General features: G+C 56.6%; 20 protein-coding genes, 1 tRNA gene and 1 pseudogene. 12 read left to right on the top strand and 10 right to left on the bottom strand.

Annotated elements, in window-relative coordinates; translation table 11 throughout:
• Positions 1–20 precede the first annotated feature (20 nt).
• The 3 genes from JW885_06200 (at position 21) to JW885_06190 (ending at position 3411) form a co-directional block, all read left to right on the top strand.
• Complete coding sequence (locus JW885_06200) at positions 21–584, top strand: YfcE family phosphodiesterase (GenBank protein MBN1881747.1); 564 nt, start codon at positions 21–23, stop codon at positions 582–584.
• The gene (locus JW885_06195; protein ID MBN1881746.1) at positions 581–1249 is read left to right on the top strand and encodes a hypothetical protein; all 669 of its coding nucleotides are present in this window, start codon (positions 581–583) and stop codon (positions 1247–1249) included. Before JW885_06200 ends, JW885_06195 begins: the two co-directional genes overlap by 4 nt.
• Positions 1250–1344: 95 nt before the next feature.
• Entirely contained in the window at positions 1345–3411 is a 2067-nt protein-coding gene (locus JW885_06190) for a DUF3160 domain-containing protein (protein MBN1881745.1), read from the top strand.
• A gap of 168 nt (positions 3412–3579) precedes the next feature.
• On the opposite strand, the gene JW885_06185 is transcribed toward JW885_06190, so the two are convergent.
• A complete protein-coding gene (locus tag JW885_06185; protein MBN1881744.1) occupies positions 3580–4932 on the bottom strand; it encodes a TldD/PmbA family protein in 1353 nt (450 codons plus the stop codon).
• 425 nt (positions 4933–5357) lie between these two features.
• Here JW885_06185 and ubiE point away from each other — a divergent pair, with 425 nt between their 5' ends.
• Positions 5358–6068, top strand: coding sequence for a bifunctional demethylmenaquinone methyltransferase/2-methoxy-6-polyprenyl-1,4-benzoquinol methylase UbiE (gene ubiE / locus JW885_06180; protein MBN1881743.1), 711 nt, complete (start codon positions 5358–5360; stop codon positions 6066–6068).
• 175 nt (positions 6069–6243) lie between these two features.
• On the opposite strand, the gene JW885_06175 is transcribed toward ubiE, so the two are convergent.
• The 5 genes from JW885_06175 to JW885_06155 form a co-directional block, all read right to left on the bottom strand.
• On the bottom strand, positions 6244–6732 hold the full coding sequence (locus JW885_06175; protein ID MBN1881742.1) for a hypothetical protein: 489 nt from the start codon (positions 6730–6732) through the stop codon (positions 6244–6246).
• A 247-nt stretch (positions 6733–6979) separates the two neighbouring features.
• Complete coding sequence (locus JW885_06170; GenBank protein MBN1881741.1) at positions 6980–7660, bottom strand: zinc metallopeptidase; 681 nt, start codon at positions 7658–7660, stop codon at positions 6980–6982.
• A 74-nt stretch (positions 7661–7734) separates the two neighbouring features.
• Positions 7735–8535, bottom strand: a complete 801-nt coding sequence (gene recO, locus JW885_06165) for a DNA repair protein RecO (GenBank protein MBN1881740.1) — start codon at positions 8533–8535, stop codon at positions 7735–7737.
• 114 nt (positions 8536–8649) lie between these two features.
• A complete protein-coding gene (mgtE, locus tag JW885_06160; GenBank protein ID MBN1881739.1) occupies positions 8650–9984 on the bottom strand; it encodes a magnesium transporter in 1335 nt (444 codons plus the stop codon).
• 190 nt (positions 9985–10174) lie between these two features.
• Positions 10175–10756 carry an isochorismatase family protein gene (locus JW885_06155; protein ID MBN1881738.1) on the bottom strand — a complete coding sequence of 194 codons (582 nt, stop codon included), beginning with the start codon at positions 10754–10756 and terminating at the stop codon, positions 10175–10177.
• 540 nt (positions 10757–11296) lie between these two features.
• Here JW885_06155 and JW885_06150 point away from each other — a divergent pair.
• From JW885_06150 to JW885_06115, 8 genes are all read left to right on the top strand, one after another.
• Positions 11297–12676: an MFS transporter gene (locus JW885_06150; GenBank protein MBN1881737.1), complete on the top strand. Its 1380-nt coding sequence runs from the start codon at positions 11297–11299 to the stop codon at positions 12674–12676.
• A gap of 92 nt (positions 12677–12768) precedes the next feature.
• Complete coding sequence (gatC, locus tag JW885_06145; GenBank protein MBN1881736.1) at positions 12769–13071, top strand: Asp-tRNA(Asn)/Glu-tRNA(Gln) amidotransferase subunit GatC; 303 nt, start codon at positions 12769–12771, stop codon at positions 13069–13071.
• 13 nt (positions 13072–13084) lie between these two features.
• Complete coding sequence (gene gatA, locus JW885_06140; protein MBN1881735.1) at positions 13085–14545, top strand: Asp-tRNA(Asn)/Glu-tRNA(Gln) amidotransferase subunit GatA; 1461 nt, start codon at positions 13085–13087, stop codon at positions 14543–14545.
• Between the two features lie 111 nt (positions 14546–14656).
• Positions 14657–16087, top strand: coding sequence for an Asp-tRNA(Asn)/Glu-tRNA(Gln) amidotransferase subunit GatB (gene gatB / locus JW885_06135; GenBank protein ID MBN1881734.1), 1431 nt, complete (start codon positions 14657–14659; stop codon positions 16085–16087).
• Between the two features lie 211 nt (positions 16088–16298).
• Positions 16299–17804: an AsmA family protein gene (locus JW885_06130; GenBank protein ID MBN1881733.1), complete on the top strand. Its 1506-nt coding sequence runs from the start codon at positions 16299–16301 to the stop codon at positions 17802–17804.
• A 5-nt stretch (positions 17805–17809) separates the two neighbouring features.
• Entirely contained in the window at positions 17810–18877 is a 1068-nt protein-coding gene (gene mtnA, locus JW885_06125) for an S-methyl-5-thioribose-1-phosphate isomerase (protein MBN1881732.1), read from the top strand.
• Between the two features lie 195 nt (positions 18878–19072).
• Positions 19073–20410: a polynucleotide adenylyltransferase PcnB gene (pcnB, locus tag JW885_06120; GenBank protein MBN1881731.1), complete on the top strand. Its 1338-nt coding sequence runs from the start codon at positions 19073–19075 to the stop codon at positions 20408–20410.
• A gap of 66 nt (positions 20411–20476) precedes the next feature.
• A tRNA-Pro gene (locus JW885_06115) sits at positions 20477–20554 on the top strand.
• 528 nt (positions 20555–21082) lie between these two features.
• Here the strand turns inward: JW885_06115 and JW885_06110 are convergent.
• From JW885_06110 to JW885_06095, 4 genes and pseudogenes are all read right to left on the bottom strand, one after another.
• On the bottom strand, positions 21083–22924 hold the full coding sequence (locus tag JW885_06110) for a hypothetical protein (GenBank protein ID MBN1881730.1): 1842 nt from the start codon (positions 22922–22924) through the stop codon (positions 21083–21085).
• 641 nt (positions 22925–23565) lie between these two features.
• On the bottom strand, positions 23566–24168 hold the full coding sequence (locus JW885_06105) for a methyltransferase domain-containing protein (GenBank protein ID MBN1881729.1): 603 nt from the start codon (positions 24166–24168) through the stop codon (positions 23566–23568).
• A gap of 3 nt (positions 24169–24171) precedes the next feature.
• A pseudogene (gene tsaA / locus JW885_06100) lies at positions 24172–24681 on the bottom strand (tRNA (N6-threonylcarbamoyladenosine(37)-N6)-methyltransferase TrmO).
• Between the two features lie 228 nt (positions 24682–24909).
• Entirely contained in the window at positions 24910–25287 is a 378-nt protein-coding gene (locus tag JW885_06095) for a hypothetical protein (GenBank protein ID MBN1881728.1), read from the bottom strand.
• Between the last annotated feature and the right edge of the window lie 14 nt (positions 25288–25301).

Below are 25301 nucleotides of genomic sequence, written 5' to 3'. Positions count from 1 at the left end.
CCCGGAAGGAGACACAGGCCGTGCGGGTCGCCGTCATTTCCGATACCCATCACAACACAAATCGAGCGAATGAGGTCCTTGACCTCATCGCCCCCTTTGATGTCCTGATTCATGCGGGCGACGGGGTGGGGGACCTGGCAACGCTTGCCGGAGCCGGGGAGTTTCAAACGGTGGGGGTGACCGGCAACGAGGACACAGGAGGGGACTATCCCCCGGAGACGACCCTGGATCTTTCGGGTCTCTTGTGTCATGTGACCCACGGCCACCAGTTCGATCTGAATCCCTACGCCCCCCGAGATATTTGGAAAAAAAATATGGACGACCTCGCACACCGGGGAAACGCCCTGGGGGCCCGGCTGATCATCTTCGGCCACACCCACCGCCCCCACCTCTCGGAGCGAAGCGGCGTGGTCCTCCTGAACCCGGGCGACCTCTACCCGCTGGCCCCGCACTCCCACGCCGGGCTGATACTGATCGGTCAGGAGAGCTTCGAGGTGTCGGTTACCCGATGCGACCGGGACGACCGATGCGAGGTGGTCCTGAGCGGCTCCTTTCAGATACCAAAAGAAGCCCGAACAAAATGACCGTGCGATGTGTCTTACGTATTTCTGTATTACTCCTGTTGTGCGCGTCGGTGGGGATGGGCGGCTTTGGATGTGCGCCGGCGACATATCAAACCATCGGCTTCGCCTCCGGCGAGCCTGTGGTGCTGGACACGGTGTTCAGTGACGATATCGAGCCCCCCCCGGCGACACCGTTTTCCCTCCCGCCCCACGCCACAGGCTGGGAGATCACGGAGAGCGCCGTGGTTGATGTGACCGGAGACGGCAGGGCCGAGCTGATTGTGGTCGTGTGGCGGCCCTGGCGGGACTGGCCCATCATGCGCTGGCACGAGGAGGAAAGCCCCATCGCATCTTATAAAGATAAAAACGGCATGAGCTGTCATTTGATCGTCCTGGAGCCGGACACCGGTGATGAGATCTGGGCGGGGTCGGCCCTGCCGTTTCCGATAGAAGACATGGCGTCGGGAGACCTGGACGGGGACGGCATATACGAGGTGGCGACGATCAGGGGTGAGTACGGTAAGAAATGGTGCGGCGTATGGTGCAAACGCCCCCGCTTCGTGGACATCTGGGAGTGGGAGGACATGGGATTCGTGATGAAGTGGGGGCCGATTCCGGGACGGTTCACGGGTCTTTCCATCACCGATCGAGACGGCGACGGCATCGACGACCTGGTCCTGTGGTAGTCCGGCGCGTGAAAACAGCAATAGTCGTCATTTTTCGACGTCGCCGGGGGAATCTGGTATAATAATTTTTTGCACTTCAGAGAGAGGAAACCGTCATGAAAATACTTCATATAAGTCTGATACTCTGCTCGCTTGCGCTCCTGCTGCTCCCGGCGGGGCTCGCCCTGGCGCTGGACCCTGGGAGCGACGGGTTTGCCGAGTACGATAAGCCGGCGGTGACCGTCCCGGAAACGTACCGGGGCTACACCCTTCCGATCGATGCCGCCGATCTCTCCAACACAGGCAGCTTCGATCTCACCCCCGCCCAGATGGAACACCTGAAGGCCAACGGCTTCGTGGTGAAACCGGCGGACTGGAAAGAGTTCTACCCCCTCTATGACCAGACGTTCTACATGGAAGAGCCTTCCTTCGTCACCACCGACGCGGCGCTCCACGTCTATCACCTCCTGTTCGACAAAATCCTCCGAGACCTGGAGCGTGAGCGGTTCGCGCCGGACATCACGGCCCTCTCCACGGCCCTCAGGATTGATGCGGAAAAACTCTACAACGAGCTTTCCGGCACATCGATGGAGGAGACGGCGAAGCTCGTGCTGGCATACTTTTCCGTGGCGGAAAAGCTCCTGGACCCCCAGACCCCCATTCCCGAACCGGTGAGGGACATCGTCACGAAGGAGCTCGCCCTAATCGACGCCCACACGGGGCTGTCCGAGGGCGTACTCTTCCCGGGCCAGGTCGAGGATTACTCCCAGTACGTCCCCCGAGGCCACTACACCAAGAGCGAGGACCTCTCCCGCTATTTCAGGGCCATGATGTGGTACGGCCGGAGGTGCTTCCGCCTGGACAACAGTGATGAGACGAAGGCCGCCCTGTTGATCACCTATCTGATGGATACGACCGGTGTCGGGGCGGATCCCGCCGCTTCTGTGTGGGAGCGGGTCTATGAGCCCACAGGATTCCTGGTGGGGAAATCGGATGATCTCTCGATTTCGGACTATCGCCCCATCATGAAAGAAGTCTTCGGTGCATCCTTCAGCCCAAAAGACCTGGGAGATAAGAAGAAACTATCCGCGTTCATGGAGAAGGCCGAAACCCTCCCCCCGCCCCAGATCAACTCCATGTGGGTGTACATCTGGGAGGACGAGGATGAGGTCACCAAGGGGTTTCGCTTCATGGGCCAGCGGTTCGTGCTGGACGCCTACATCTTCGAGCAGCTCATCTTCCGCAACGTCGGCACCCTGGAAAACCCGAGGATGCTGCCCGTGGGTCTCGACGTGATGGCGGCCCTGGGATCGGACGAGGCGCTTTCCATCCTGGAAAAGACCGGGGAGACCGCATACCTCAACTATCCCGAGCAGATGGAAAAGGTGAAAGCTGAGATCGCGGGATTGAAAGAGGATTCCTGGACCCAGACCATCTATTGGGCATGGCTCTATACCTTCCTTCCGCTGTTGGAGGAGAAGGGGGCGTCGTATCCCGCATTTATGAGAAATGACAGCTGGGAGCGAAAGGACCTTGCCACCGCCATGGGATCGTGGACGGAGCTCAAGCACGATACGATCCTCTACGCCAAGCAGGTGATGGCGGAGATGGGCGGCGAGGAGCCGCCGGTCATCACCGGCTGGGTGGAGCCCCAGCCGGAGGTCTACGCCCGGCTTTTGGCCCTCACACGGATGACCCGAACGGGCCTCGACTCCCGGGCGCTTCTGACCGAGAACGTCTCGGATATCCTCGATCGTCTCGACAGCCTTCTGGTGTTTCTGCTCGATGTCTCCCAGAAAGAGCTCAAGGGGATTTTCCTGGAACGGGACGAATACGACCGCATCATGTATATCGGCGGCACGCTGGAATGGCTGACGTTATCCGCAGCCGATGGAGAAGGATACGCCGGATTCTTTGAAAAAATCGACTCGGCCCTCGTGGCCGACGTGGCCACCGACGCCGGCGGATCCGTCCTGGAGGAGGCCACCGGCAGGGTGTTCGAGATATATGTGGCGGTGCCCAACGGCAACGGCGGCCTCTCCATCGCCCGGGGCGGGGTTTTCTCCTACTACGAGTTCCCCTGGCCCATCGGCGACCGCCTGACCGACGAGTCCTGGCGGCTGATGCTGGATGAAGGAAGACAACCCGACCGCCCGGCATGGACCGATACGTTCATTAAATAATAGAAAAACTAAAAAACCTGAGAAACAGAACGGGCGGGGTGCTTTATCGGCGTCCCGCCCGTTTCATTCTATATTAAATATTATCTTCCGTTATTTAAATTCTTTAAATAGCGAAGTACGCTATTTAGAAATTTTAAATAATAAAAGTAATTACAATACTCTGTCCGATCACTCCCCGCTCACATCCAGTCCCTCCACCACAAACGAGGGGGAACCTGTCCCGCCGTAGAAGCGGAGGTCATTCCCCACGGCGATGATGCGGGAAAAGAGGGTCATCAGGTCCCCGGCGATCGCCGCCTCCTTGAAGGGCGCGCCCTTCTTCCCGTTTTCCACCAGAAATCCAGACGCCCCCACCGAGAACTCCCCGGTCACCGGATCGGCGGTGTGCACCCCCATCAGGTCGGTGATGATCACGCCCGTCCCCATCCCCGCAATCAGGGCGTCGGCATCCGCATCGCCGGGCTTGATGAAAAAGTTCCTGACGTTTGATGTCGGCGGCGCCGTCACCCCGCCCCGGGCGGCGGACCCGGTGGGCTCCACCCCCGCCCGGGCGGCGTTGACCAGGTCGTAGAGAAACCCGTTCAGCACCCCTTTTGAGATCAGCTCCAGGGTGCCGGCGGGTACGCCCTCGCCGTCCACGGGAGAGGTGGCCACCCCTCCGGGGAGCAACCCGTCGTCCACGATGGTCACCTGCTCCGAAAACACCCGGGTTCCGAGCTTTTTCGCCAGCATCGATTTTCCCTTCATGACGTTCTCGCCCAGAAAGGATGATGAGAGCACCTCGAGGATATCCACCGCCGCCTGGGGCACAAAGAGCGCCGCGCACGAACAGGTGGGAGCCTTTTTCGCCCCCAGCCGGGAGACGGCCTCCTCCCCCGCCCGCCGTCCGACCCGCTCGGGGTCGATCCTGCCCGCCGTCAGGGCGAACTCCGCGTCCCACCCCATCTCCTGATCGGAGCCGTCCCCCGCCATCGCCATCGTCTGGGCGGAGACCACCGTCTTTTCATAGCCGACGTCCACGCCCAGGGAATTGGCGAGAAACATAGTCGCCCGGACCTCTCCGTACCGGGCGCCCCGAACCCTTTTGACCCTGGGATCGACGGCCAGCGCCGACCGCTCTATCGCCAATGCCCGCTCGATCTTCTCGGGAAGCGGCACGTCTTCCAAACCTTCGTCCGTCAGGGGACCGACGTCCGGGATTTCGTGCGCGGGATCGGCGAACCGGTAGCGGTCGTCCTTTGCGGTGTGTTGCGCCCCGGCCAGGCTGTCAGCCACCATACGGTCAAGGGCGTCGTCGTCCGGGCGGGTGGCGAAGGAAAAGCCGATGCCGCCGTCATTGATGACCCGAAGGCTCACGCCGTAGGGGGCGGAAAAGCTGTAATCCTCCACTCCTCCGTCCTCGGCGGAGATGCCCAGACGCGACGACGCGCCGTAATATATCTCCCAGTCGGGAACGCCCGCACTCGCAAGCCTCCCCTCCAACCGGTCTCGCAACAATTCAAACCGCTCCCGGTGATTCATGCTCTACTCCCAAAAATAGAATGGGGAATACTCCCTGAAACCATATGGTACCAGAGTGGAAAATCCCTGTCAAAATCCTTTTTCGATCATCACAATGTTCTCGCATATCTCTCCGGGCGTCGGCATCGATCCGATACCGTTTCGCGGGCGATTGACAAACAGCCCACGATGGGCAATAATGAGCGGGCGTTTTCTTTGCCGTGTTCCCTCTGCGGTGTGTGTCGTGTGATCAACCGCAGGCGAGCCGGGGAGCGCGGGGAAGGTGGGTGTGCGGGGACGGGCCGCCTCCCGAGAGGAACACATCCTATCTTCACAGACACCGACGAGGCCTTCTCGGGGCATCGTCGGCCTCTGAAAACAGCAACAGAAAGCCGACCGCCGGGGGCGTCGTGCCCAGCGGCGTCGGACGATTGAGACCTGTCACCATGACCAAAACCGGCGTTTCGAACCTCTTCGACTCCATCGCGCACCGCTACGATCTCCTCAACCATGTATTGAGCCTCTCCATCGACCGCCTGTGGCGACGGCGGCTGCTCCGCATGGCCGCGCCCCGCCCGGATGACAAAATCCTGGATATCTGCACCGGCACGGGAGACATCGCCGCGGCCTTTCTCCGGGCGGTGCCGGGCATCGGGGTATGCGGCGTCGATTTTTCCCAAAAGATGCTCGAGGGGGGCAGGCGAAAGGTGTCCCGCGTCCGCCCCGGCACGGAAAAGGCGCTCTTTCCCGGCGACGCCCAGGCTCTCCCCTTTATCGATGACGCCTTCGACATCGCCACCATGGGTTTTGGCCTCAGGAACCTCTCGGACAAAAAGGAAGGCATCATCGAGGCGGCCAGGGTGCTCAAACCGGGTGGAAGGCTCTTCATCCTGGAGTTCGCGCCCCCGCGGTCATCTCTGCTCCTGGTTCCCTATCGGCTCTACCTGGGCCGCATCCTCCCGGTCATCGGGGGGATCGTCTCCGCGAATAGGGGCGCCTACGACTACCTGGCGGACTCGATCCACGGCTTTCTGCGTCCCGAGGAGGTCACCGCCCTCATGGAGGAGTCCGGCTTCACCGATGTCACGTCCCACTCCATGACCGGGGGGATGGTGTATCTCTATCAGGGGATCAAGAAAAAGCGGCTTTCGTCATAATGGAAGGTCGTGCCGGTCGGTTCACTTCCGGGCGGCGGGCACGGATATATTATACACAAAGAGACAATCCGGACGGTATTTTTCCAGATAGGGGAGACATCCTAAAAAAAAGAACACCCGGCGTGCCGAACGTTCTTTTTTCGATGTTAATCGATCGTCGATCGGGATGCCCCGATCAGTGCCGGACCTCGCAGCGATTGTCCCCCCAGTAAAACTGGGTCTTCGCCTCCTCCCTTTTTTCCATCTCGGAAAGAATAAAAGACGTCCTGAACAGGTACAGGAGGTATATCTTTCGCTCCTTTTTGGACAGGATATTCCTGAGCCGTTCAAGGTCCATCAGGTCGTCCCGACAGAAATCCCACGCCCGAAGCTTCTTTTCCATCCCTTCAAGATAATGCCGGATGGCATCCACCTCAATGAGGGGGCGCACGTACCGGGAGATCGGGATAAACAGCACGAGAAATACCAGCAAAAACAGGCCGATCACGGCAAGAAGCCCGTCATCGGAGGAGAGTATCAGACTTGATACCAGAAAGGCGATGATGACAACCAAAAGAGAGCCGAGGGTCATCAGAAACTGGCCGGATACCCGCCATCTGTTCTTGAATAATTTATGAGAGGGAAGGCCCATCTTCTTATCGTAGGCTGTGGCATCGAGCTTCATGGCAGGCGCACCAAAGATTGGACAGGTCAGAGATATAACGTGGAATTACCCACTCCTATATAACATTTATATAATACCGCCGCTCATGCGTTTGGGCAAGAGAAAAACGACGGGATCGAAACCATCGACCCCGTCATATCATCATCACACACGACCGGGATCACCCTCTGCCGTCTGCAGCACAAAGAGGAAAGATTGACCGGTCACCATTGGTGTGATCGGCGCACCCCTCCCGGCGAATGGCCTATCAGCGCCGTGAGAGGAGCAGGAAATACAACAGCTGGAGTATCGCCGTCGCCGCGGCCGCCACATAGGTCATCGCTGCGGCCCGAAGAACGGTCCGGGCGCCGTCCACCTCCTGCTCCATCAGCATCCCCGAGGACGACAGCGCCGCCACCGCCCGCCTGCTGGCGTTGAACTCCACCGGCAGGGTAATGATCTGAAACGCCACCGCCGCGCCGAAGAAGATGATCCCGACCTTTATCAGCGCTAAAGACGACAGGATAAACCCGAAGATCAACAGCGGCCACGCCAGGCTTGAGCCGATGCTCGCGACCGGCACGATTGCGGTCCTGAGCTTTAACGGCGCGTATCCCCCGGCGTCCTGCAGTGCGTGCCCCGCCTCGTGGGCCGCCACGCCGACGCTGGCGACGGACTTGCCCGAGAACACGTCGGGGGACAGCCTCAGCACCTTTTTCGACGGATCGTAATGGTCGCTGAGGAATCCGCTGACGGCTTCGATCTGGACGTCGTGCACCCCGGACGTGGCCAGCATCCGTTGTGCGGCCTGGGCCCCGGTCATGCCGGACGCGGTGGCCACCTTGGAAAATTTCTTGAATGTCCGCTTGACCTTCATGGACGCAAAGATCGACAGCAGCAGAGCCGGGCCGACCAGAATATAATATAAAGGATCCAGCGTGAGTAACATCTATATTCCTCCTGTTTTTTTCTTTTTTGGTATATATCGTACTCTATCGTAAGATATCCACTGATCGTGTCTTGTCAAGATATTTTTGAGCGGCGCCGCCTCATTTCGGTGCGTTCCCCCTCGATGATATATCGCTCGAAAAAATCGAGAGACAAAAGGCGCTTTCCGACCTGGTGATGGATGAAAAGAGGCAGGGCCTGCCTGATCTCGCCCCTCGCCTCGCCGGTCAGGACAATGCGCCGCATTTTATCCGGGGGGGTCGAAAGGCCCGCGGCCATGAACCTGCGCGTCCCCGCCGAGAGGGGCATGCCCGCATCCCTCGGGTCACGACATTTCGTGCAGATCAGCCCGCCGGAGGCGGGCGAGAAAAACGCCCTGTCCTCCATTCCCGCCGCCTTACCGCACCGTACACAGCCGTCCAGAAACGGGGCCAGGCCGAGCTGTTCCAGAAGCCGCATTAGATACAGCCACAGCGCTTCTTCCCGGGCGCCCGGGGCCGAGAGAACGGCAAGGGCCGCCGCCAGGTCGTCGAAGAGCTGTGGCGTCGGCTCCTCCTCCGGGGCAAGCTCCAGCACCAGCTCCAGAAGCACCGACGTCCTGGCCAGCGCCTCCATGTCGGAAGACGCCCCCCGGCAGTCGTCGATGAGGGACGCGTCCTCGATGAGAAAGAGCTCGCGGTTTCTGGGGCGATACATCGAGATTGTGACGATATTGCCCCGATCGAACACGTTCACGAATCGCTTTTTGCTCTTTTTCGCCGCCTTCGCCATGCCGGTGATCCGGCCGGTCCTCCGGGCAAGCAGCGTCACCAACAGGTCCGCCTCACCGGTATCCCTCGCGGCCAGCACAATCGCATTCGTCTCGATTCGTTTCATGGGGTTATTTCGTCACCCTCACCGTGCCGAGTTTCATGATACACGGATTGTCCGTGTCCGTCGTTGTCATTGCTACAACAAAGCGGATATACCTTATATCAATATATCAGTATACTACAGAATAATCGCCGTGGCGAGCACGAGGTATACGAGCATGCTGACAACATCGGTGGCGGTGGTCACGAAGGGGCCCGACGAGATCGCCGGGTCGAAGCCCATGGAGTGGAGCATGATGGGCATGAGGGTGCCCAGGGTGGATGCGATGGTGATGGAAGAAAAGATGCCCAGGCCCACCACCAGCCAGAGGTTCACCACGTCGACGAAATAGAGGCTCGCAAAAACGCCCAGGAGCACCCCGTAGGTGACTCCGAGTAGGAGCCCGATCTTCACCTCCCGAAACACCACCGACCACAATCGCTTGAGGTCGATGCTCCCGATGGCGATTCCCCGAACCACGATGGTGGAGGACTGGGAGGCCACGTTTCCCCCCATCCCGGCGATAACCGGCATGAACGCCGCCAGCACCACCGCCTCGATCAGGGTGTTCTCATAAAATCCGATAATCAACGACGCCAGCACGCCACCCATCCAGCTGGCAAACAGCCAGGGCAGCCGTGTGCCGGCGCTCTTGAGGACGGATGAGGAATAGGCGTAGTCGTCCACGGCGCCGGTCAGCTTGATGATGTCCTCGGTGGCCTCTTCTTCCAGGACGTCGACAATGTCATCGACGGTGATGCGCCCCACCAGTCGACCGACGTAATCCACCACCGGCAGTCCCACCAGGTCGTACTTCTTGAAGAGCCGGGCCACTTCCTCCTGGTCCACGTCCACCGTCACGGTGATCGGCTCCTGCTCCAGTATGTCCTCAATCCTCTTACTCGGGGCGGCGAGGATCAGCTTTCTCAAGGGGAGGATGCCGGTGAGCTTTCCGAAACGATCGATCACGTAAACGTTGTGGATGTCCTCGACCTCATCGGCCAAGGACCTGATCTTCTCGATGGCCTGGTTGACCGTCTCCTCCTGCACGACGCTCACCAGCTCCGTCTGCATGATGCCGCCGGCGGACTCCTCGTCGTAGCGCATCAGGCGCTGGATATCCTCGGCGTCGTCGGTGTCGATCTGCTCCAGGACCTCCTGGGCGACGTCGTCGGGCAGGTCGTCTATGATGTCCGCGGCGTCGTCGGACTCCATGTCATCGACGATCTCAGACAGCCGGCCGCTCTCGAGACCCGCCAGGATGAAGTCCCGGGTCTCGTCTTCCAGCTCGACCAGGACGTCGGCGGCGGCCTCCGTATCGAGGATGGAAAAGACGACCTGCTTTTCATCGGGCAGGAGGTACTGCATGAACTCGGCGATATCCGCCGGATGGAATTTGGAAACCTCCTCCTTCAGCTCCCGGAGGTCGTCCTCGGCCATGATTTGTCTGAGTTTTTTCGTTCGTTCTTTCATGAAAGACCCGGTCCGGCATGCGCCCGTACGATACAGGCGAATATCAATTCATGTTGCGCCCCCGACGGCCGATTAAACCATCGGACCTGTCCGGGGATACCATCTGCAATTCGTTGAAATTATTTATTTATATATTACTACCGCTCATCGGGCGGATATGTCGATCGGAAACGACGGCGTGCAGCCCGCATCACTTGAGCATTTTTGATATCGCCTTGAACTGATCCGACCCGGCCCGCTCAAGCAGCAGAAACAGGTACTGTTCCACCGTGCCGATGCCGACACCCGCATCCCTCATGGACGTAATACCGGTCTCCCAGTCCAGCTCCGTCCGGGAACAGACGGCGTCTGCGGCGATGTGGGGGAGATACCCCGCGTCACAGAGGTCCAGGGCGCTCTGCAGGACGCACACGTGGGTCTCCATGCCCGCCAGGATCAGGTGACGGGCGCCTGTGTTTTCAATGACATCCGCTATGTACCGCTCGCCCATGACGCTGAACGAGAGCTTCTCCAGCGGACGATAGCGATCTCCCAGGGCGTCCCTGACCACCGGCAGCGTCGGCCCCAGTCCCCTCGGGTACTGCTCGGTGACCACCGTCGGCAGGTCGAGGATCTTCGCCGCCTCGATGAGGGTGATGGTCTGCCGGATGATTTTATCGGCGATCTTTTCCTTCATGGCCGACGCCAGGGCCTCCTGGACATCGATGACGATTACCGCCGTATCCTTGGTGGTCGGCCGTGACGGCTCGTTCTGCGGATTTTTCCCTGCCATGCCGGCCCCCCTCCTGAATGAAGCCGTCAAAAAGGGGGGAATTCCCCCTCCCCCCGTAATACATTTTCTTGCGACGGTTGGGCGGGTTTTCGGAAGATCCCCCCCACACACGGTAATGATAAACTGTATCACACTCATCGGCAAAGTCAACGTAAAATCCGGCCGAGAACCGAGAGATGACGGGATCGTGCCGAAGATCCGCCCGACGCCGCCGTCCAACGCCCGCTCACACACGGGATCAATGGGAGGCAGAACGTACCATCATTGAACAGGACGGGCATATCTAAATCCGAATACAATAGACAAAAAAACAGATACATCCGCCGCGCCCGGAACGAAACCGGGCGAATCGACACCCGAATCGGAATAATCCGGCGGGGGGATAAATCCCCGATATGCCCCACCCTACGGCCCCAGGTTTTTAATTGACAATCATTCCGACTATATGATACCAATGGAAAGGTTGGAGAGAGTCGTCCGCTCTCCATAACCGGAAGGTGAGGCGCATTTTTTATTGATTCATATATAAAGGACTGATCCATGAAACTAGATTACAAAAAGACCTTTCTGATCGGTTTGGGATTTTTCGGGGTTTCCCTCGTATGGACGCTGTATAACGCCTTCGTCCCGGTCATCCTGGAAAAATTCATCACATCGGGAACCATCATCGGCCTGATCATGACCCTGGACAACATCCTGGCCGTGACGATACAGCCCATCGTGGGAGCGGTCAGCGACAAGACCAAAACGAGAATCGGCCGCCGCATGCCCTATATCATCTTCGGCGCGCCCCTTGCCGCGGTCCTCTTCTTCTACATTCCCATGGCCCAGGCCTTCTGGCTCCTCATCGGCACCATCGTGCTCATGAATATCTTCATGGCCCTGTGGCGATCGCCGGTCGTGGCCCTGATGCCGGATATCATCCCGTCGGTCAACCGGAGCAAGGCCAACGGCGTCATCAATTTTATGGGAGGCGCCGCGGCGCTCATGGTGTTCTTCGTCGGCGGCATGCTGTATGACATCAATCCGAAGGTTCCCTTTATCGGCGTGTCCGTGGTGACGGTTCTCGCAATCATTATCCTCTTTCTCACCATCAAGGAGCCCAAGGAGATCCCCCACGAGGAGGCCGAGGACATCTCCATGAAGCTGGTGAAGACGTCGGTCATCGCCATCGTCGTGGGTCTGATCGCCTACTTCATCCTCAACACCACGGGTCTCTTCTCCGGAACGTTGGGTCAGATTTTCGAGTCGGCCTACCAGGGCCACGTCATGATGGCGATGCTGATTTTCGCACTGATCGTCTTCATCACCCTGCTCAGGTGGGTGGAGAGAAGCTCCATCCTGATATTCCTGGCGATTTTCTGCTGGTTCTTCGGCTACAACGGCGTGGAAACCTTCTTCACCCTCTACGGCATCAACGAGCTGGGTCTTTCCGCCGGGCGGGCGGCGTTCATGCTGGGATTATTCTCACTGACCTTCATCATCTTCGCCATCCCCAGCGGCTATATCGCCACGAAGGTGGGCAGAAAGCGCACCATCATCGCCGGCCTCATCGGACTCATGATCCTGATGGGAGCGATGGCCTACATCAAGAGCATCCCGATCATCATCGGGATCATGCTCCTGGGGGGCGTGTCCTGGGCCTGCATCAACATCAACTCCATCCCGATGATCTGGGACATCACCACGGAAGAAATGCTGGGGACCTATACCGGCCTCTATTATTTCTTCTCGATGCTCGCTCAAACCGTGTCCCCGCCCATTATCGGCGTGTTCAAGGACATCACCGGCAGCTACCAGACCATGTTCCTGGTGGTGCCCGCCTTCTTCCTGATGGCCCTCATCTGCATGTTGTTCGTCAAGAAGGGCGAGGCGAAGGAGGTAACCACCGCCGACATGCTGGAGCAGATGGAAGTATAATTTAAAAGCAAGAAAACAACACGCCCCCCTTCCGGCGGCCTCGGGAGGGGGGCGATATGGAAAACGCCAACGAAGAAAACCGGTGCCCTCTCATGAGCGATAAAGCTGCGAAAATCACGAAAAATGAAGTTCTGTACGTGTCTCGGCTCGCCCGTCTCGACCTGACGGACACCGAAACCGAGCGGATGACCGACAACATCAACGACATTCTTTCCTACATGGAAAAGCTGGGAGAGGTCGACACCACCAACGTCCCCCCCATGACCCATGCAATCCCGAAAGAAAACGTCATGCGCCCGGATGCGGTGGTCCCGTTTACAGACACGAGCGAGATCCTCGCCAACGCGCCGGAATCGAAGAACACGCTTTTTAAGGTACCGAAAGTGATCGAATAGGATTTTTTGCTTCATGGATATTTGCTCATCGACCATACATGAACTTGCGACCGCGTATCGAAACGGCGACACAGACCCGGTGGCGGCCACAGAGACCTTTCTCGAACGCATCGAGCGGATAAATCCGTCCCTCAACGCCTACATACGCATTACCGCAGATACAGCCCTGGCCCGGGCGAAGGAGGCGAAAAAGCGCCTGGTAAACAATGATGCCACGACCCTCACCGGCATTCCCCTGGGCATAAAGGACCTCATGTGTACCCGGGGCATCACCACCACCTGCGGCTCGAAGATTCTCGAACATTTCGTACCGCCCTACAACGCGACGGTTATCGAGCGCCTTGCGGGACAGGGCGCGGTGATGCTGGGAAAGACCAACATGGACGAGTTCGCCATGGGATCTTCCACCGAGTCGTCCTATTTCGGCCCCACGAGAAATCCCCACAACACCGACTATATACCGGGCGGCTCCAGCGGCGGCTCCGCCGCCGCGGTGGCGGCGGACCTGTGCTGTGCGGCCCTGGGAAGCGACACCGGCGGTTCCATCCGCCAGCCCGCCTCCTATACCGGCATCGTGGGTCTCAAGCCCACCTACGGCCTGGTCAGCCGGTACGGCCTGGTGGCCTTCGCCTCGTCGCTGGATCAGATCGGCCCCATGACCAAGGACGTGCGCGATGCGGCGATCCTCTTTTCCGCCATCGCGGGGCATGACAAGCGGGACTCCACCTCCCTGGAGGTGGACATCCCCGATTACACCGAATTTCTCGATCGAGGCGTCCAAGGCCTTCGTGTGGGCGTCCCGAAGGAATATTTCGGCGAGGGGCTGGACGAAGAGGTCGAAGGTCGGGTGATGGAGATGGTGAAAACGCTGGAAGGGGGAGGGGCGAAGATCATAGACGTCAGCATCCCCCGCACCGAGCACGCCCTGGCCGCCTACTACATTATCGCCCCGTCCGAGGCGAGCTCCAACCTGGCCCGCTACGACGGCGTACGCTACGGCTTCAGGGACACGCGGCCCAAGGACTCCCTCATCGACATGTTCAGGCGGAGCCGCTCCGGCGGATTCGGCCCCGAGGTAAAGCGGCGCATCATGCTGGGGACCTACGCCCTCTCCGCCGGCTATTACGACGCGTACTACAAAAAGGCGCTCCAGGTGCGCCGCCTCTTGAGCGACGATCTGGAGGCGGCCTTCGCCAAGGTAGATGTCATTGCGTGCCCCGCGGCGCCCACGCCGGCATATAAAATCGGCGAAAAGCTTGAAGATCCCCTTTCCATGTACCTGGGGGATGTCTACACCGTCACGGCGAACCTGGCCGGCATTCCGGGTATGAGCGTTCCCGCGGGTCTCAACTCCCAGGGGCTCCCCATCGGGGTGCAGCTTTTAGCGAAACCCCTGGGCGAGGAACACATCTTCCGGTCGGCCTACTACCTTGAACAGAATCGCCCGCATCACACTCCGAAACCGAGCCTGTGATCCTTCGGAGTGATTTCATTATTTTTTTTTAATAATTAAAATCAGAACACCCTCACACGATCTTTGTTATAATTCTTTCAATTATGGCATCGAGAAAAAGACGATATCGCCATGAAATATACCGCCGTTATAGGGCTTGAAGTCCACGCACAGCTTCTCACCGATTCGAAGATCTTTTGCGGCTGCTCCACCGCCTTTGGGGCCGAGCCGAACTCCCATATCTGCCCGGTCTGTACCGCCATGCCGGGGGTGCTGCCCGTCCTGAACCGTCGGGTCGTGGAGTTCGGCATCCGGGCTGCCCTGGCCACAAGTGGGGAAATCGCCGAGTTCGCCCAGTTCGCCCGAAAAAACTATTTCTACCCCGATCTCCCTAAGGGATATCAGATTTCCCAGTACGAATATCCCCTGGCAAAGGGCGGACACGTGGAGATCGAGACAAACGGCGAGAAAAAGAAAATCGGTCTGACCCGCATACACATGGAGGAGGACGCGGGCAAGCTCGTCCATGACGACAAAGCTCCCTTCTCCTACGTGGATCTCAACCGCACCGGTGTGCCGCTTCTGGAGATCGTGTCCGAGCCGGACATGAGCACGCCGGAAGAGGCGGGCGAGTACCTCAGAAAACTTCGCAGTATCCTTCGCTACCTTGGGGTGTGCGATGGGAACATGGAGGAGGGGAGCTTCCGATGCGATGCGAACATTTCGGTCATGCCCGAGGGATCGAAGACGCTCGGCACCCGGACGGAGCTGAAAAACATGAATTCCTTCCGCAATGTCGAGCGGGCGCTGGAATATGAAATCCACCGCCAGATAGAGGTCCTGGAAGACGGCGGCAGTGTCGTCCAGGAAACCCGACTGTGGAACGACCAGAAAAACATCACCGAATCCATGAGGGGAAAAGAAGAGGCCCACGACTATCGCTACTTCCCCGACCCGGACCTGGTGCCGCTGAGGGTCGACCGGGAATGGATCGCCATGATCAAGACAGAGCTGCCGGAGCTGCCGGACGAAAAAATCAGGCGATTTCAGTCCGAATACAATCTTTCCGATTATGACGCCCGGGTGCTCGCCTCGGAAAAGGAGCTGGCAGAGTATTTCGAGGAAACGGTCTCTGCCGGGGCGCCGCCGAAGCCGGCCAGCAACTGGATCATGGTGGAGCTTTTGCACAAGCTCAACGATGACAAGGTCTTCATCGCCGACTCCCCCATCCCTCCAAAAGATATGGCCCGGCTCATCGGCCTGATTGAAGATGAGACCATCAGCGGTAAGATCGCAAAGACAGTATTCGCCGAGATGTACGACACGCACAAATCCCCCGAGGTGATCGTCAAGGAACAGGGGCTCGTACAGATTACCGACAGCGGTGAGATCGCCGCCATCGTGGACGACATCATCGCCGCACATCCCGACGAGGTGGCGGCATATCGGGGGGGCAAGGAAAACCTCCTCAAGTTCTTCATCGGGCAGGTGATGAAGGAAACCAAGGGCAAGGCCAATCCGAAGCTGGTCAACGACCTCGTGAAAAAGAAGCTGGGGGCCTGAAGGGAGGGCTGAAGGGGGACAGGGAGGCCGTGAAGCGTGGGGAGGGGATAAGGGGAGGAAGGGAGAGAGACGGTACGGAAGGGGTGGTGCGGGAGGGACGATACGGGAGGAGCGGTACGGAAGGAACGAGGCCGGCATCCGGGATTGGGTCGGATACAGAAACAAAAAGACGTTGCAATATACAAACAGTAAACGCGTGCGCCGTATATACATGAAGAAACCACTCAAAAAGGCACCGATCATAGCGGCTGGTCTCCTGATCGCCGCCGCCATTGTCGCCGCGGCCGTTCCGTACCCGGTACGAAACAAGTCGGCTATGGACGACATCCAGCACCTGTTCTCGGATATCATCAGCCGGGATGTGACGATTCAGGACATCTCGCTCTCTCTCCTTGCCGGACCCCGGATAATCCTGCACGGCGTGACCATCCCCGATGATCCCCGCATCTCCGGGGAGACTTTCCTCACAGCGGAAAAGGTGGTGGTTTCCCTCAGCCCCGTCTCGTTTTTCTCGGGCGCACCGGTGGTGGATCGGGTGAAAATATCGAGCGGGACGCTCAACATCATATCCGACGATGCCGGCCGATGGAACATCGCCACCCTCGGTGCCGACCGCCCCACAGGCGAACCGAACATCACCGATGGTGCCGCCTCCCTCGGCTGGTGCGGACTGTTTTTCCGGGGGATGACCTACCGGGTCACCGAGGCGGTTTTGTGCAAGATGGACGTCGTTGTGTCAACACCCGCGGCCGTGGGGGATACAACAACGACCATCGAAATGAACAACGTCACGGTTTGTCTGAAAAACCGCGAGGCGCTGTCGATGTTTGATTTCGACCCGAGCACCTTCATCGACGGCCCGCCGGTCACCGGGGATGTGACCGCCCGGACGGATTCCGGGATCATCGGCGGGTGCGCCTACACGGACCTGGCCCTTTCCGGATCGATCGGGAAACAGATACTGGTCATCGATGAGGCCACTGCGTCCATCTTCGGCGGCAAAACCGTTCTCACCGGCCTTTGGGACTTTTCCGATACACCCTGGAATCTGGAGATATCGGTCTGCGCATGGGATATCATGGCGAACAAGATTCTTGGCGTCATCACCGGAAACGGCCAGCATTTCTTCGGCGCGATCTCCTGCGAGGGGAGATTTGAGGGCGTCGGCGACAGTTTTTCGGAAATAACCGGGAACCTTTCCGGGGAGGGCATCGTCAGGATTGAAGAGGGGCTGATCCCCGCCTTCAACATCCGAACGGAGCTCATCGCCCTGGGGCTCATCACCAACAACAGCGGCATGCCCCACGATCTCGACACGATATACTCATCAATAACGGGAAGTTTTACCCTTCAAGACGGCGCCTTTACAACCGCCGCCCTCGCCATCACCTCCCCCGAGTGGGACGCCATCGCGGAAGGGACCCTGGAGCTTTCCGGGGCGCTGGTCTTTGATGGAGATATTTTCCTCTCCGATACCGTTACCATGGAAATCAAGCCCGCATATTTCTCGGAGCTTCTCAGCGACGCAAGCGGAAAGCTGACCATTCCGTTTTATATGTCCGGGAGCCTCGAGGAACCTGATTTTCTCCTGAGGCCCGAATTCCTTACGGAAAAAAACGCCGAAGACATCTTCGACGACTTCCAGCGTCAGATGGAAGAAAAATACAAAAGCGGGTTTTCCATCCGATATAACAACATCTCATATCCCATCCAGTAACAGTAATGATTCATACCACATCGAAAAGCGATACCGGTATCGAAACGATACGGTGGCTCGGCGACGGCATCCGAATTATCGACCAGCGAACGCTTCCCGCAAGGGAGGAATACCTCGTCCTCACATCAATAGATCATGTAGTGGACGCCATCAGGACGCTCGCGGTTCGCGGAGCGCCGGCCATCGGCATTGCAGCGGTCATGGGTGTCGCTCTCCAGGCGCGAATTCTGACGAAGGATGCGCAACCGACAAGGGAGTCGTTCCTCTCAAGTCTCGACGATGCGCTCTCTTATCTCGCCTCCTCCCGCCCCACGGCAAAGAACCTCTTCTGGGCGCTGGAGCGCATGCGCGCCGTCGCCCATACCGCCGACGGCGATCCCCGTGCCATCGCCGACGCCCTCCAGCGGGAGGCCGTCGCCGTATACAACGAAGACCTCACCATCAACAGAACCCTGGGCGACTTCGGTCAGGAGCTGATACAAACGGGCGACCGGGTGATGACCCATTGTAACGCCGGCGCCCTTGCCACTGCGGGCCACGGCACCGCACTGGGCGTCATCAGATCCGCGATTGCCGCGGGAAAGAATATCGGCGTCATAGCCTGCGAAACCCGTCCGCTGCTTCAGGGAAGCCGACTGACAACCTGGGAACTGACGCGAGACAACATCCCGGTAACGCTGATTACCGACGGGATGTCCGGAATCATTATGCAGCGCCGTATGGTGGACATGATCATCACCGGCGCCGACCGCATTGCGAAAAACGGAGATACCGCAAACAAGATCGGCACGTATACCCACGCGGTACTCGCGAAAGAGCACGGCATCCCCTTTTATATTGCCGCGCCGGTCTCCACCTTCGACCCCGAGGCGGAAACGGGGGCGGATATCCCCATCGAAGAGCGGGATCAGGACGAGGTGCGCCGTATCCTGGAGACACGCATCTCTCCTCGGGACGTCCCAGTCTTCAATCCCGCGTTCGACGTCACCCCACAGCACTTTATAACCGCGTTTATCACGGAAAAGGGTATCCTGTACCCCCCCTTCGGTGCCGCCATCGCATCTCTTTTTTAAAAACACCGTCATTCGGGAACAAATGATCGAAAAAAGGCCGACATGTTCGGCCATAAATAATAACACGTAAAAAATAATCGCATTAAATATCCGTTCACGTAAAAAAAGTGTTGAAATATTTACATGTTACCCGTTATAATGTTCACAGTACAATTTCCCTCTGCAACTACTGGAACCGCTTGCGGCATTTATTGTGTGAATTGGCTGACTCATAAAATATCATCTTTGATTGCCACCGGCAGGGAAAAACTCGGTAAATCGAAATCGGCTCCGTACCAGCCCCCCTCGGAGCCGACAATACTTCCCCGAGACAGACATCCTATCTCCCGGAAGAACATCGATCCGGATGCCCTGAAGGTGCTTTATCGATTGCATCGGCACGGTTACAAATCGTACCTGGTGGGGGGAAGCGTGCGCGATCTGCTTTTGGGCAAAAAGCCCAAGGACTTCGACATCGGCACCGACGCCAGTCCCCAACAGGTGAAGAAGCTTTTCAATAACAGTCTCATTATTGGGAAGCGTTTTCGTATCGTCCATATCAGATTCAAGAACAACAAGATCATCGAGGTCACGACGTTTCGCGGGGCGAACAATGACAACAACGCCGAAAACGGTTTTCCCACGCGTCGGGACAATACCTTCGGAACCGATCGTGAAGACGCATTCAGACGTGATCTCACGATAAACGCCCTGGCTTACAATATCGCCGATTTTACGGTCATCGACCATGTGGGCGGCCTCACGGATCTGGAAAACAGGATCATCCGTGTCATCGGCGATCCCGAACTGCGGTTTGTCGAGGACCCGGTCAGGATGATCCGTGCCATCCGTCATGCCGCCCGCACAGGCTTTGAAATCGAGGAAAATACCGCCCGGGCCATTTACAAAATGAAGGATAAAATCCTCCTGTGTTCCCCGGCCAGGATACACGAAGAGCTCCTCAAGGATTTTCGAAGCGGTATCTCCGCCAAATCCATCGGCAAGTTCATTGAATTCGGTATGCTTCAGATGCTGTTCCCGACCATCGTGGAATCCACGATGGAGAACAAAGAGGACAGAAACGTTCTGTTAAAATCTCTCGAGCTGCTTGACGTCCTGACCCTGACCGGAAAGGAGCGGACAATCCCCTTTTATTTCTCGGTTATGATGATCGCCTCAACCCACAGGTTGACCACCAAGACACATCAATTGGAAGAGGGAAAAAAGCAGGACGTCCCCCGTCTCATCCAAAAGCACCTGTCGGAATCTCTCGATCATGTGGGGGTTTCCAAAAAGAATATCGACATCATGCGTCAGCTTCTGTTCCTGCACTGGAAGATGTACAACATGATCGACCGCAGGTTTATGCCGGTCTATCTTCGCAGAAAGCACCTCTTCAACGAGGCCTTTGACCTATTGGGAATTACCGTCCGCGCCACCGGTATCTTTCCCGACGCACCCTGGCCCTCGAAGAAAAACAGATACGATCCGCTGTGGCGAATGATTCTTCACTCCAAGAAACGACCGGTAAAAAAAACCAGGCGGGAGGACTGATTATCCCGACTGGATTCTTCCTTGATTTTTCCCCCAGTCGATAGTAGAGTATGTCATGCTTGAAATCGGGGTGTAGCGCAGCCTGGTTAGCGCGCCTGCTTTGGGAGCAGGAAGTCGGAGGTTCAAATCCTCTCACCCCGACCAATTATTTCAAGGAGTTACGGGTTTCCAATACTCCTTTCTTCGTCTCTGACACCAAAATTGACACCGACCAAGAAAGTATCTCGTCAATAGTTAGGTGGTCACCTCATCGGCAATACATTACCCCGATTTCTGTCCTCCAAAAACCGATAAAATCAACGGTGGCATCAAGATGCCTGTCGGTTACGTTCAGATAGCGTTGTGTTTTGCCGACTCCCCTGTATTCCGAAAACCACCTGATCGACTTTCAAATCGGCGTCGACATGAACCAGAGACACGACACACACACGACCTCGTTGTTAAACCTGTTTTTTTCAATCCTATTATCGGAAATACTCATCGCCCCTCCTCGTTACTCGACGCTCCCATACGCTCTGGTATCGCCCAAACTGACAAGAGGTCATCTAAATTCTGTAACGGTGCCATCGGCACATGAAAATGGGCATCCCGAGAAGTTCCAGGATGCCCTTTTGATTCGACCGTCTTGCCCTGTCGTATTCTTTCCGGTATACCTCCCTCCCGTTCCCAGTATTACGGTGATGGGAAAACAGGGTAAATATAATCTTCACCCACAAAGTTCGTTTGAACCATACCACCGCCGTAACTGTTACAGTTGGGAGAATCGTAACATCGGTGGTGGTCGCACGGCGACCAGTCGCTCCCCAATGGTGTGAAGTTCGTACCACTCCAGATAACATTATTCCCAGCCCCTGGATGTATAGAACACAATACAATTCCGTGATGATCCCTTCGTTCCAGGATATTAGGCCGGTCGCTGCAGAACCCGGTATTGTTGGTAATATAGAAGGGCTCTTCAGGGGTACCGATTGTATCCTCTGCTGTTGGAATCTCATCACACTCCTCACCAACTCTCACCATATAGAGATTGGTTCTTCCATGAACGAAAAAGCTATTGCCGTCTATCATTCCCTTGACGGTTCTCCCGTGCAAATTGACACCACTCGCATCGAGTATTGCATCAACAAAAATAAAATTGTCATCAGAGATGGTTGTATCCAAGACATCTTCGCCACTCATATCTATACCGGCTGCCTCCCATCCTTCTACATGTAGATAATTTCCCTGAATTTCGATAAATGTTTCCCTTTTACTGTCGATACGAATACCAACGCTGCGAGGTTCTAAGGAGTTTTGGGAGGAATCGACAGTGATGGTGTTCCCTTTAATCGTGGCGGGAACGTCGTCCGTCCCGATGCATCCCCCTGTCCCAATAAGAAGGGTAATGCCAATTCCTTCTATATTATCGTCTCCTATCACTAATATGTTATTTCCAGATATATCCACATTGAGACCAATTGACGTATCTAGGTAAATCCCAGCGGCCTCGGAGCCAAGGCCTGTCCCATCTACAATAATTTCATTGTCAATAATTAAAGGTCGACTATCCGAAGTGCCGGGGGAACCGGAGATATTCGCACCGATGCCGACTACCCTCGAATGGATAGTATTTTCTTTAATCGTAAGGCCAGATGAATCACTCGAAAATGAGATCGCCCCACTGCGAGCCCCTATCATGCTAAATTCATTTCTGAAAATTATATTATTGCCCGCTGTTCCGTCTTTTATCCCAAGCCCCGAGCCGGTAAAGGTATTGCCCGAAATCATCCCATAGGTTCCCCCTACTATCAAAATCCCCCTGCAGTAGAAACCATCAAGGAGAAAGGTATTGTCATGCACAACCGCGGCATCACCACTCACAATGGTAATGCAGGTTCCTATCTGGCTTCGATTGTTAAATGAGAAGCCCGCTATCTCTACGTTGGATGCTCTAATCGTAACAGGGCCGTCTATAAGAGGATAAGCCGCGTAAAATCCATGTAGCGGTCCAACGCGGGGGATATTATACCCTTGTCCACAGATCGTGGTAAAATCTTTCCAGACGGTAAATCCGCCATAAGGCACATTCGTCTTCACGACAAAGATAGCCTGTTTTCTGGGGTCCTCCAACGCGTCCAGCGCCTCTGTGATTGTCGTATACGGCTTCTCCCAGGTCCCGTCACCTTCATCCCCGTTTACATATGTATGTCCATTGTTCACATATATTAAATACATCGAGAGACGACCCTTTAATAAACTATCGGTTGTGGGATCATATCCGGTGATGGTATCATAAGGGTAGGGGTCTTCTTTATCGAACATAAGGGCATACTCTTCGACGGTATCAGAGTTGTGGTCTCCCGTATCGTCCGTACCCTCTGCGACGACCATCTCATTTCCTTTCTTCTCATCCTTCATTCCCTTGAAGAACTCCGTGACGGCTTCGTCCCCGGCTATTACACTGAGTGGGGTGAACACCCATACGCCAAGAATTAGAAAAAAACATACAAACATGGTAATGGTTTTCCCGTTCATGTCTTTCCCTCATTTAATAGATTGATAAATAATATTTAATTGTCTTGACGCATCGTAAAGGTATGGTTCCGTCTGAACGGTTACCGTATGCACCCCGCTGATGAGAGATTGCAATAAATAGAAAATGAGAATCGCACTGAATAGAATATTCGCTGCAATTCAATAGAAAAGGGAGAAAAAAGCTGTTATGGGATCACGACTTTCATTCGCCGCGTTGAGAGTGATGAAGTGATTCGATGTTTTAAATTATGCTTATTTGTTGCATAATAATAGAATATCTAATGGACTATGTCAAGATTTTTTCTGTTTGGTATATATAAAATAAAATCCCATTATCCACTCACCTGATCATTTCTTTTCCAGGGCGTTGGGTGTCCCTGAAATGCGCGTCCTTCTTGAATTTCCACACGATTGAATGACGGCGGGAATCGCCGCATGGTGAGATGAAAAAACGCCTTGCTTTTATAAGAACAGCGACAGACCCCGCCCATGAAAGACGAGGCGGAAGTTACTCCGCCCCCCCCTCCCCCCCATCATTGCCGTCCCCGGAATCCGGCGAATTCGAGTGGCCCATTTTTTATCTTTTCGATACTGTTCATTGCGACATTCCCCGAACGCCGCGTCCTCCACCCTCGGGATCCTTATTCCACCCCGAACTGAATCATGTAATTGTACCCGAGATCGACCTCGCTTACGACCGTGAAACCGCATTGTGTTATCAATCCCTTGACCTCCGCGGGAAACAGGCGAATATGCTCCGGCGGCCCGAAGGGGAGGGCCTTTTTATGGCACTCGATGACCGCCAGCCGACCGTCCGGCTTCAGAACACGGCGTATCTCCGTGCACAGATCTTTCGCCCTTCGTGTGATATCCGGGATGTGAAGAACGGTCGCCAACAGACAGACATCCACATACGCGTCGTCGATTGGCAGCTGCCCGGTGATATCCGCGGCCGCCGCCGTTATATTTTCGATACTCTCCTCGTCGGCACGGCTCTTCAGGCCGGTAATGTGGGATTCCGATCTATCCAGCGCATAGACAACCCCCTCCTCCCCGATCAGCCCCGCCGCGTGCAGAGAGTACTCCCCCGACCCACAGCCGAGGTCGAGGAAGACATCGCCCGCCTTGAGCTTCAGTTCCCCGAACACGAGAGCCGGATCGTGCATGTTGAAGCTGCTTTTGCCCCGTCTGCACCCACCTTGACCATGGGCTGTTTCATGTCGGCCTTTTTCAGTGCTGTTCATATCTTCTCTCATCTCATCTACGATCTTTCGCATCCACTCGGGGATGCGGACGTCTTGCTGGCGGTAAAACTCCCCAACAAACGGTTTGATATCCAAAACGGGGCTTCCGTCCACCGCGTCAAGCCCGGACACCGTGAGGACGTTTCCCCTCCTCTCGTGCTGCCGGACGACGGTGGTCAAAATCGGATTGGGGCGGGCCGGGCTGCAGGTGGAAAATATCCCCATCAGCGGAAAATCCGCCCTCCCCATCGGATGCACCTGTTTCAGCGTGCGGCTCGACTCCGGCACCATGTGCGCCCAATAGAGGATGACCAGATGAGAATATTCTTCGATGCCATGAAGGATATCGATCATTTCCTCATCGATAATAATCTCCGACATATCATCCCCCGTTCGGTGGACCCGGCGCCTGATGGCATCCACGTTACCCTGCAACTCGATGCCGTCGTCTCCCGCTACCAGAAAGGGCTTTTTCACTCTGTTGTGCACCCTTCCTACCTCATGGATGACCATGCCGCTGGACGGAGAGGTCGGAGTGTTCATTTTTTTCATTCTGTTTCCCGTCCCTTCAGGATTTTTGTATGATACAGACGACGGGGATATCTTGGAGATACCCGCCGTCCCGTTTTACCCCGGCTGCGATTCCGCCCCTCTTTCCGAGGTACACATGTGCAGCTTTCGCTTCATCCGATTGCATCCGCTCCCGTCACGGAACGTTTTTGCCCCGCGAACCGGCTGATCCTACAGATAATAGACAAAGGTTTCGATTTTCGTTCGGTTGTTCTCGTTCCTGTTCCCGTCAAAGGTCACGTTCAGAACGGGGCGTGTCCGATCGCCCTCGGATCCCTTGTGCAATATGCCCAGCGAAATCGCCGTATTCTCATAGGTAGGCGCCACCGTGATGATCCCGTCGATCCCGTTCAGCTCGTTCAATATCTTGGCCTCCCGGTACCTGCCGAACACGACGGCGTAATAACCGACCATACCGTCGGTCGTTGCAACAAGCGCATTCAGATCCTCCCCGAAGACGTCCTCGCCCGACCGGGGACTGGTCTGAGGTGTGCAGGGGGGCCGCTTGATGTGACAGAGAGGAAAAAGTTGCTGGATGCCGCACGACATGTCACTGCACATCC

It is taken from the genome of Candidatus Zymogenaceae bacterium (assembly GCA_016931225.1).
GTDB lineage: Bacteria > Desulfobacterota > Zymogenia > Zymogenales > Zymogenaceae > JAFGFE01.
This window is presented reverse-complemented; position numbering and strand designations above follow the sequence as displayed.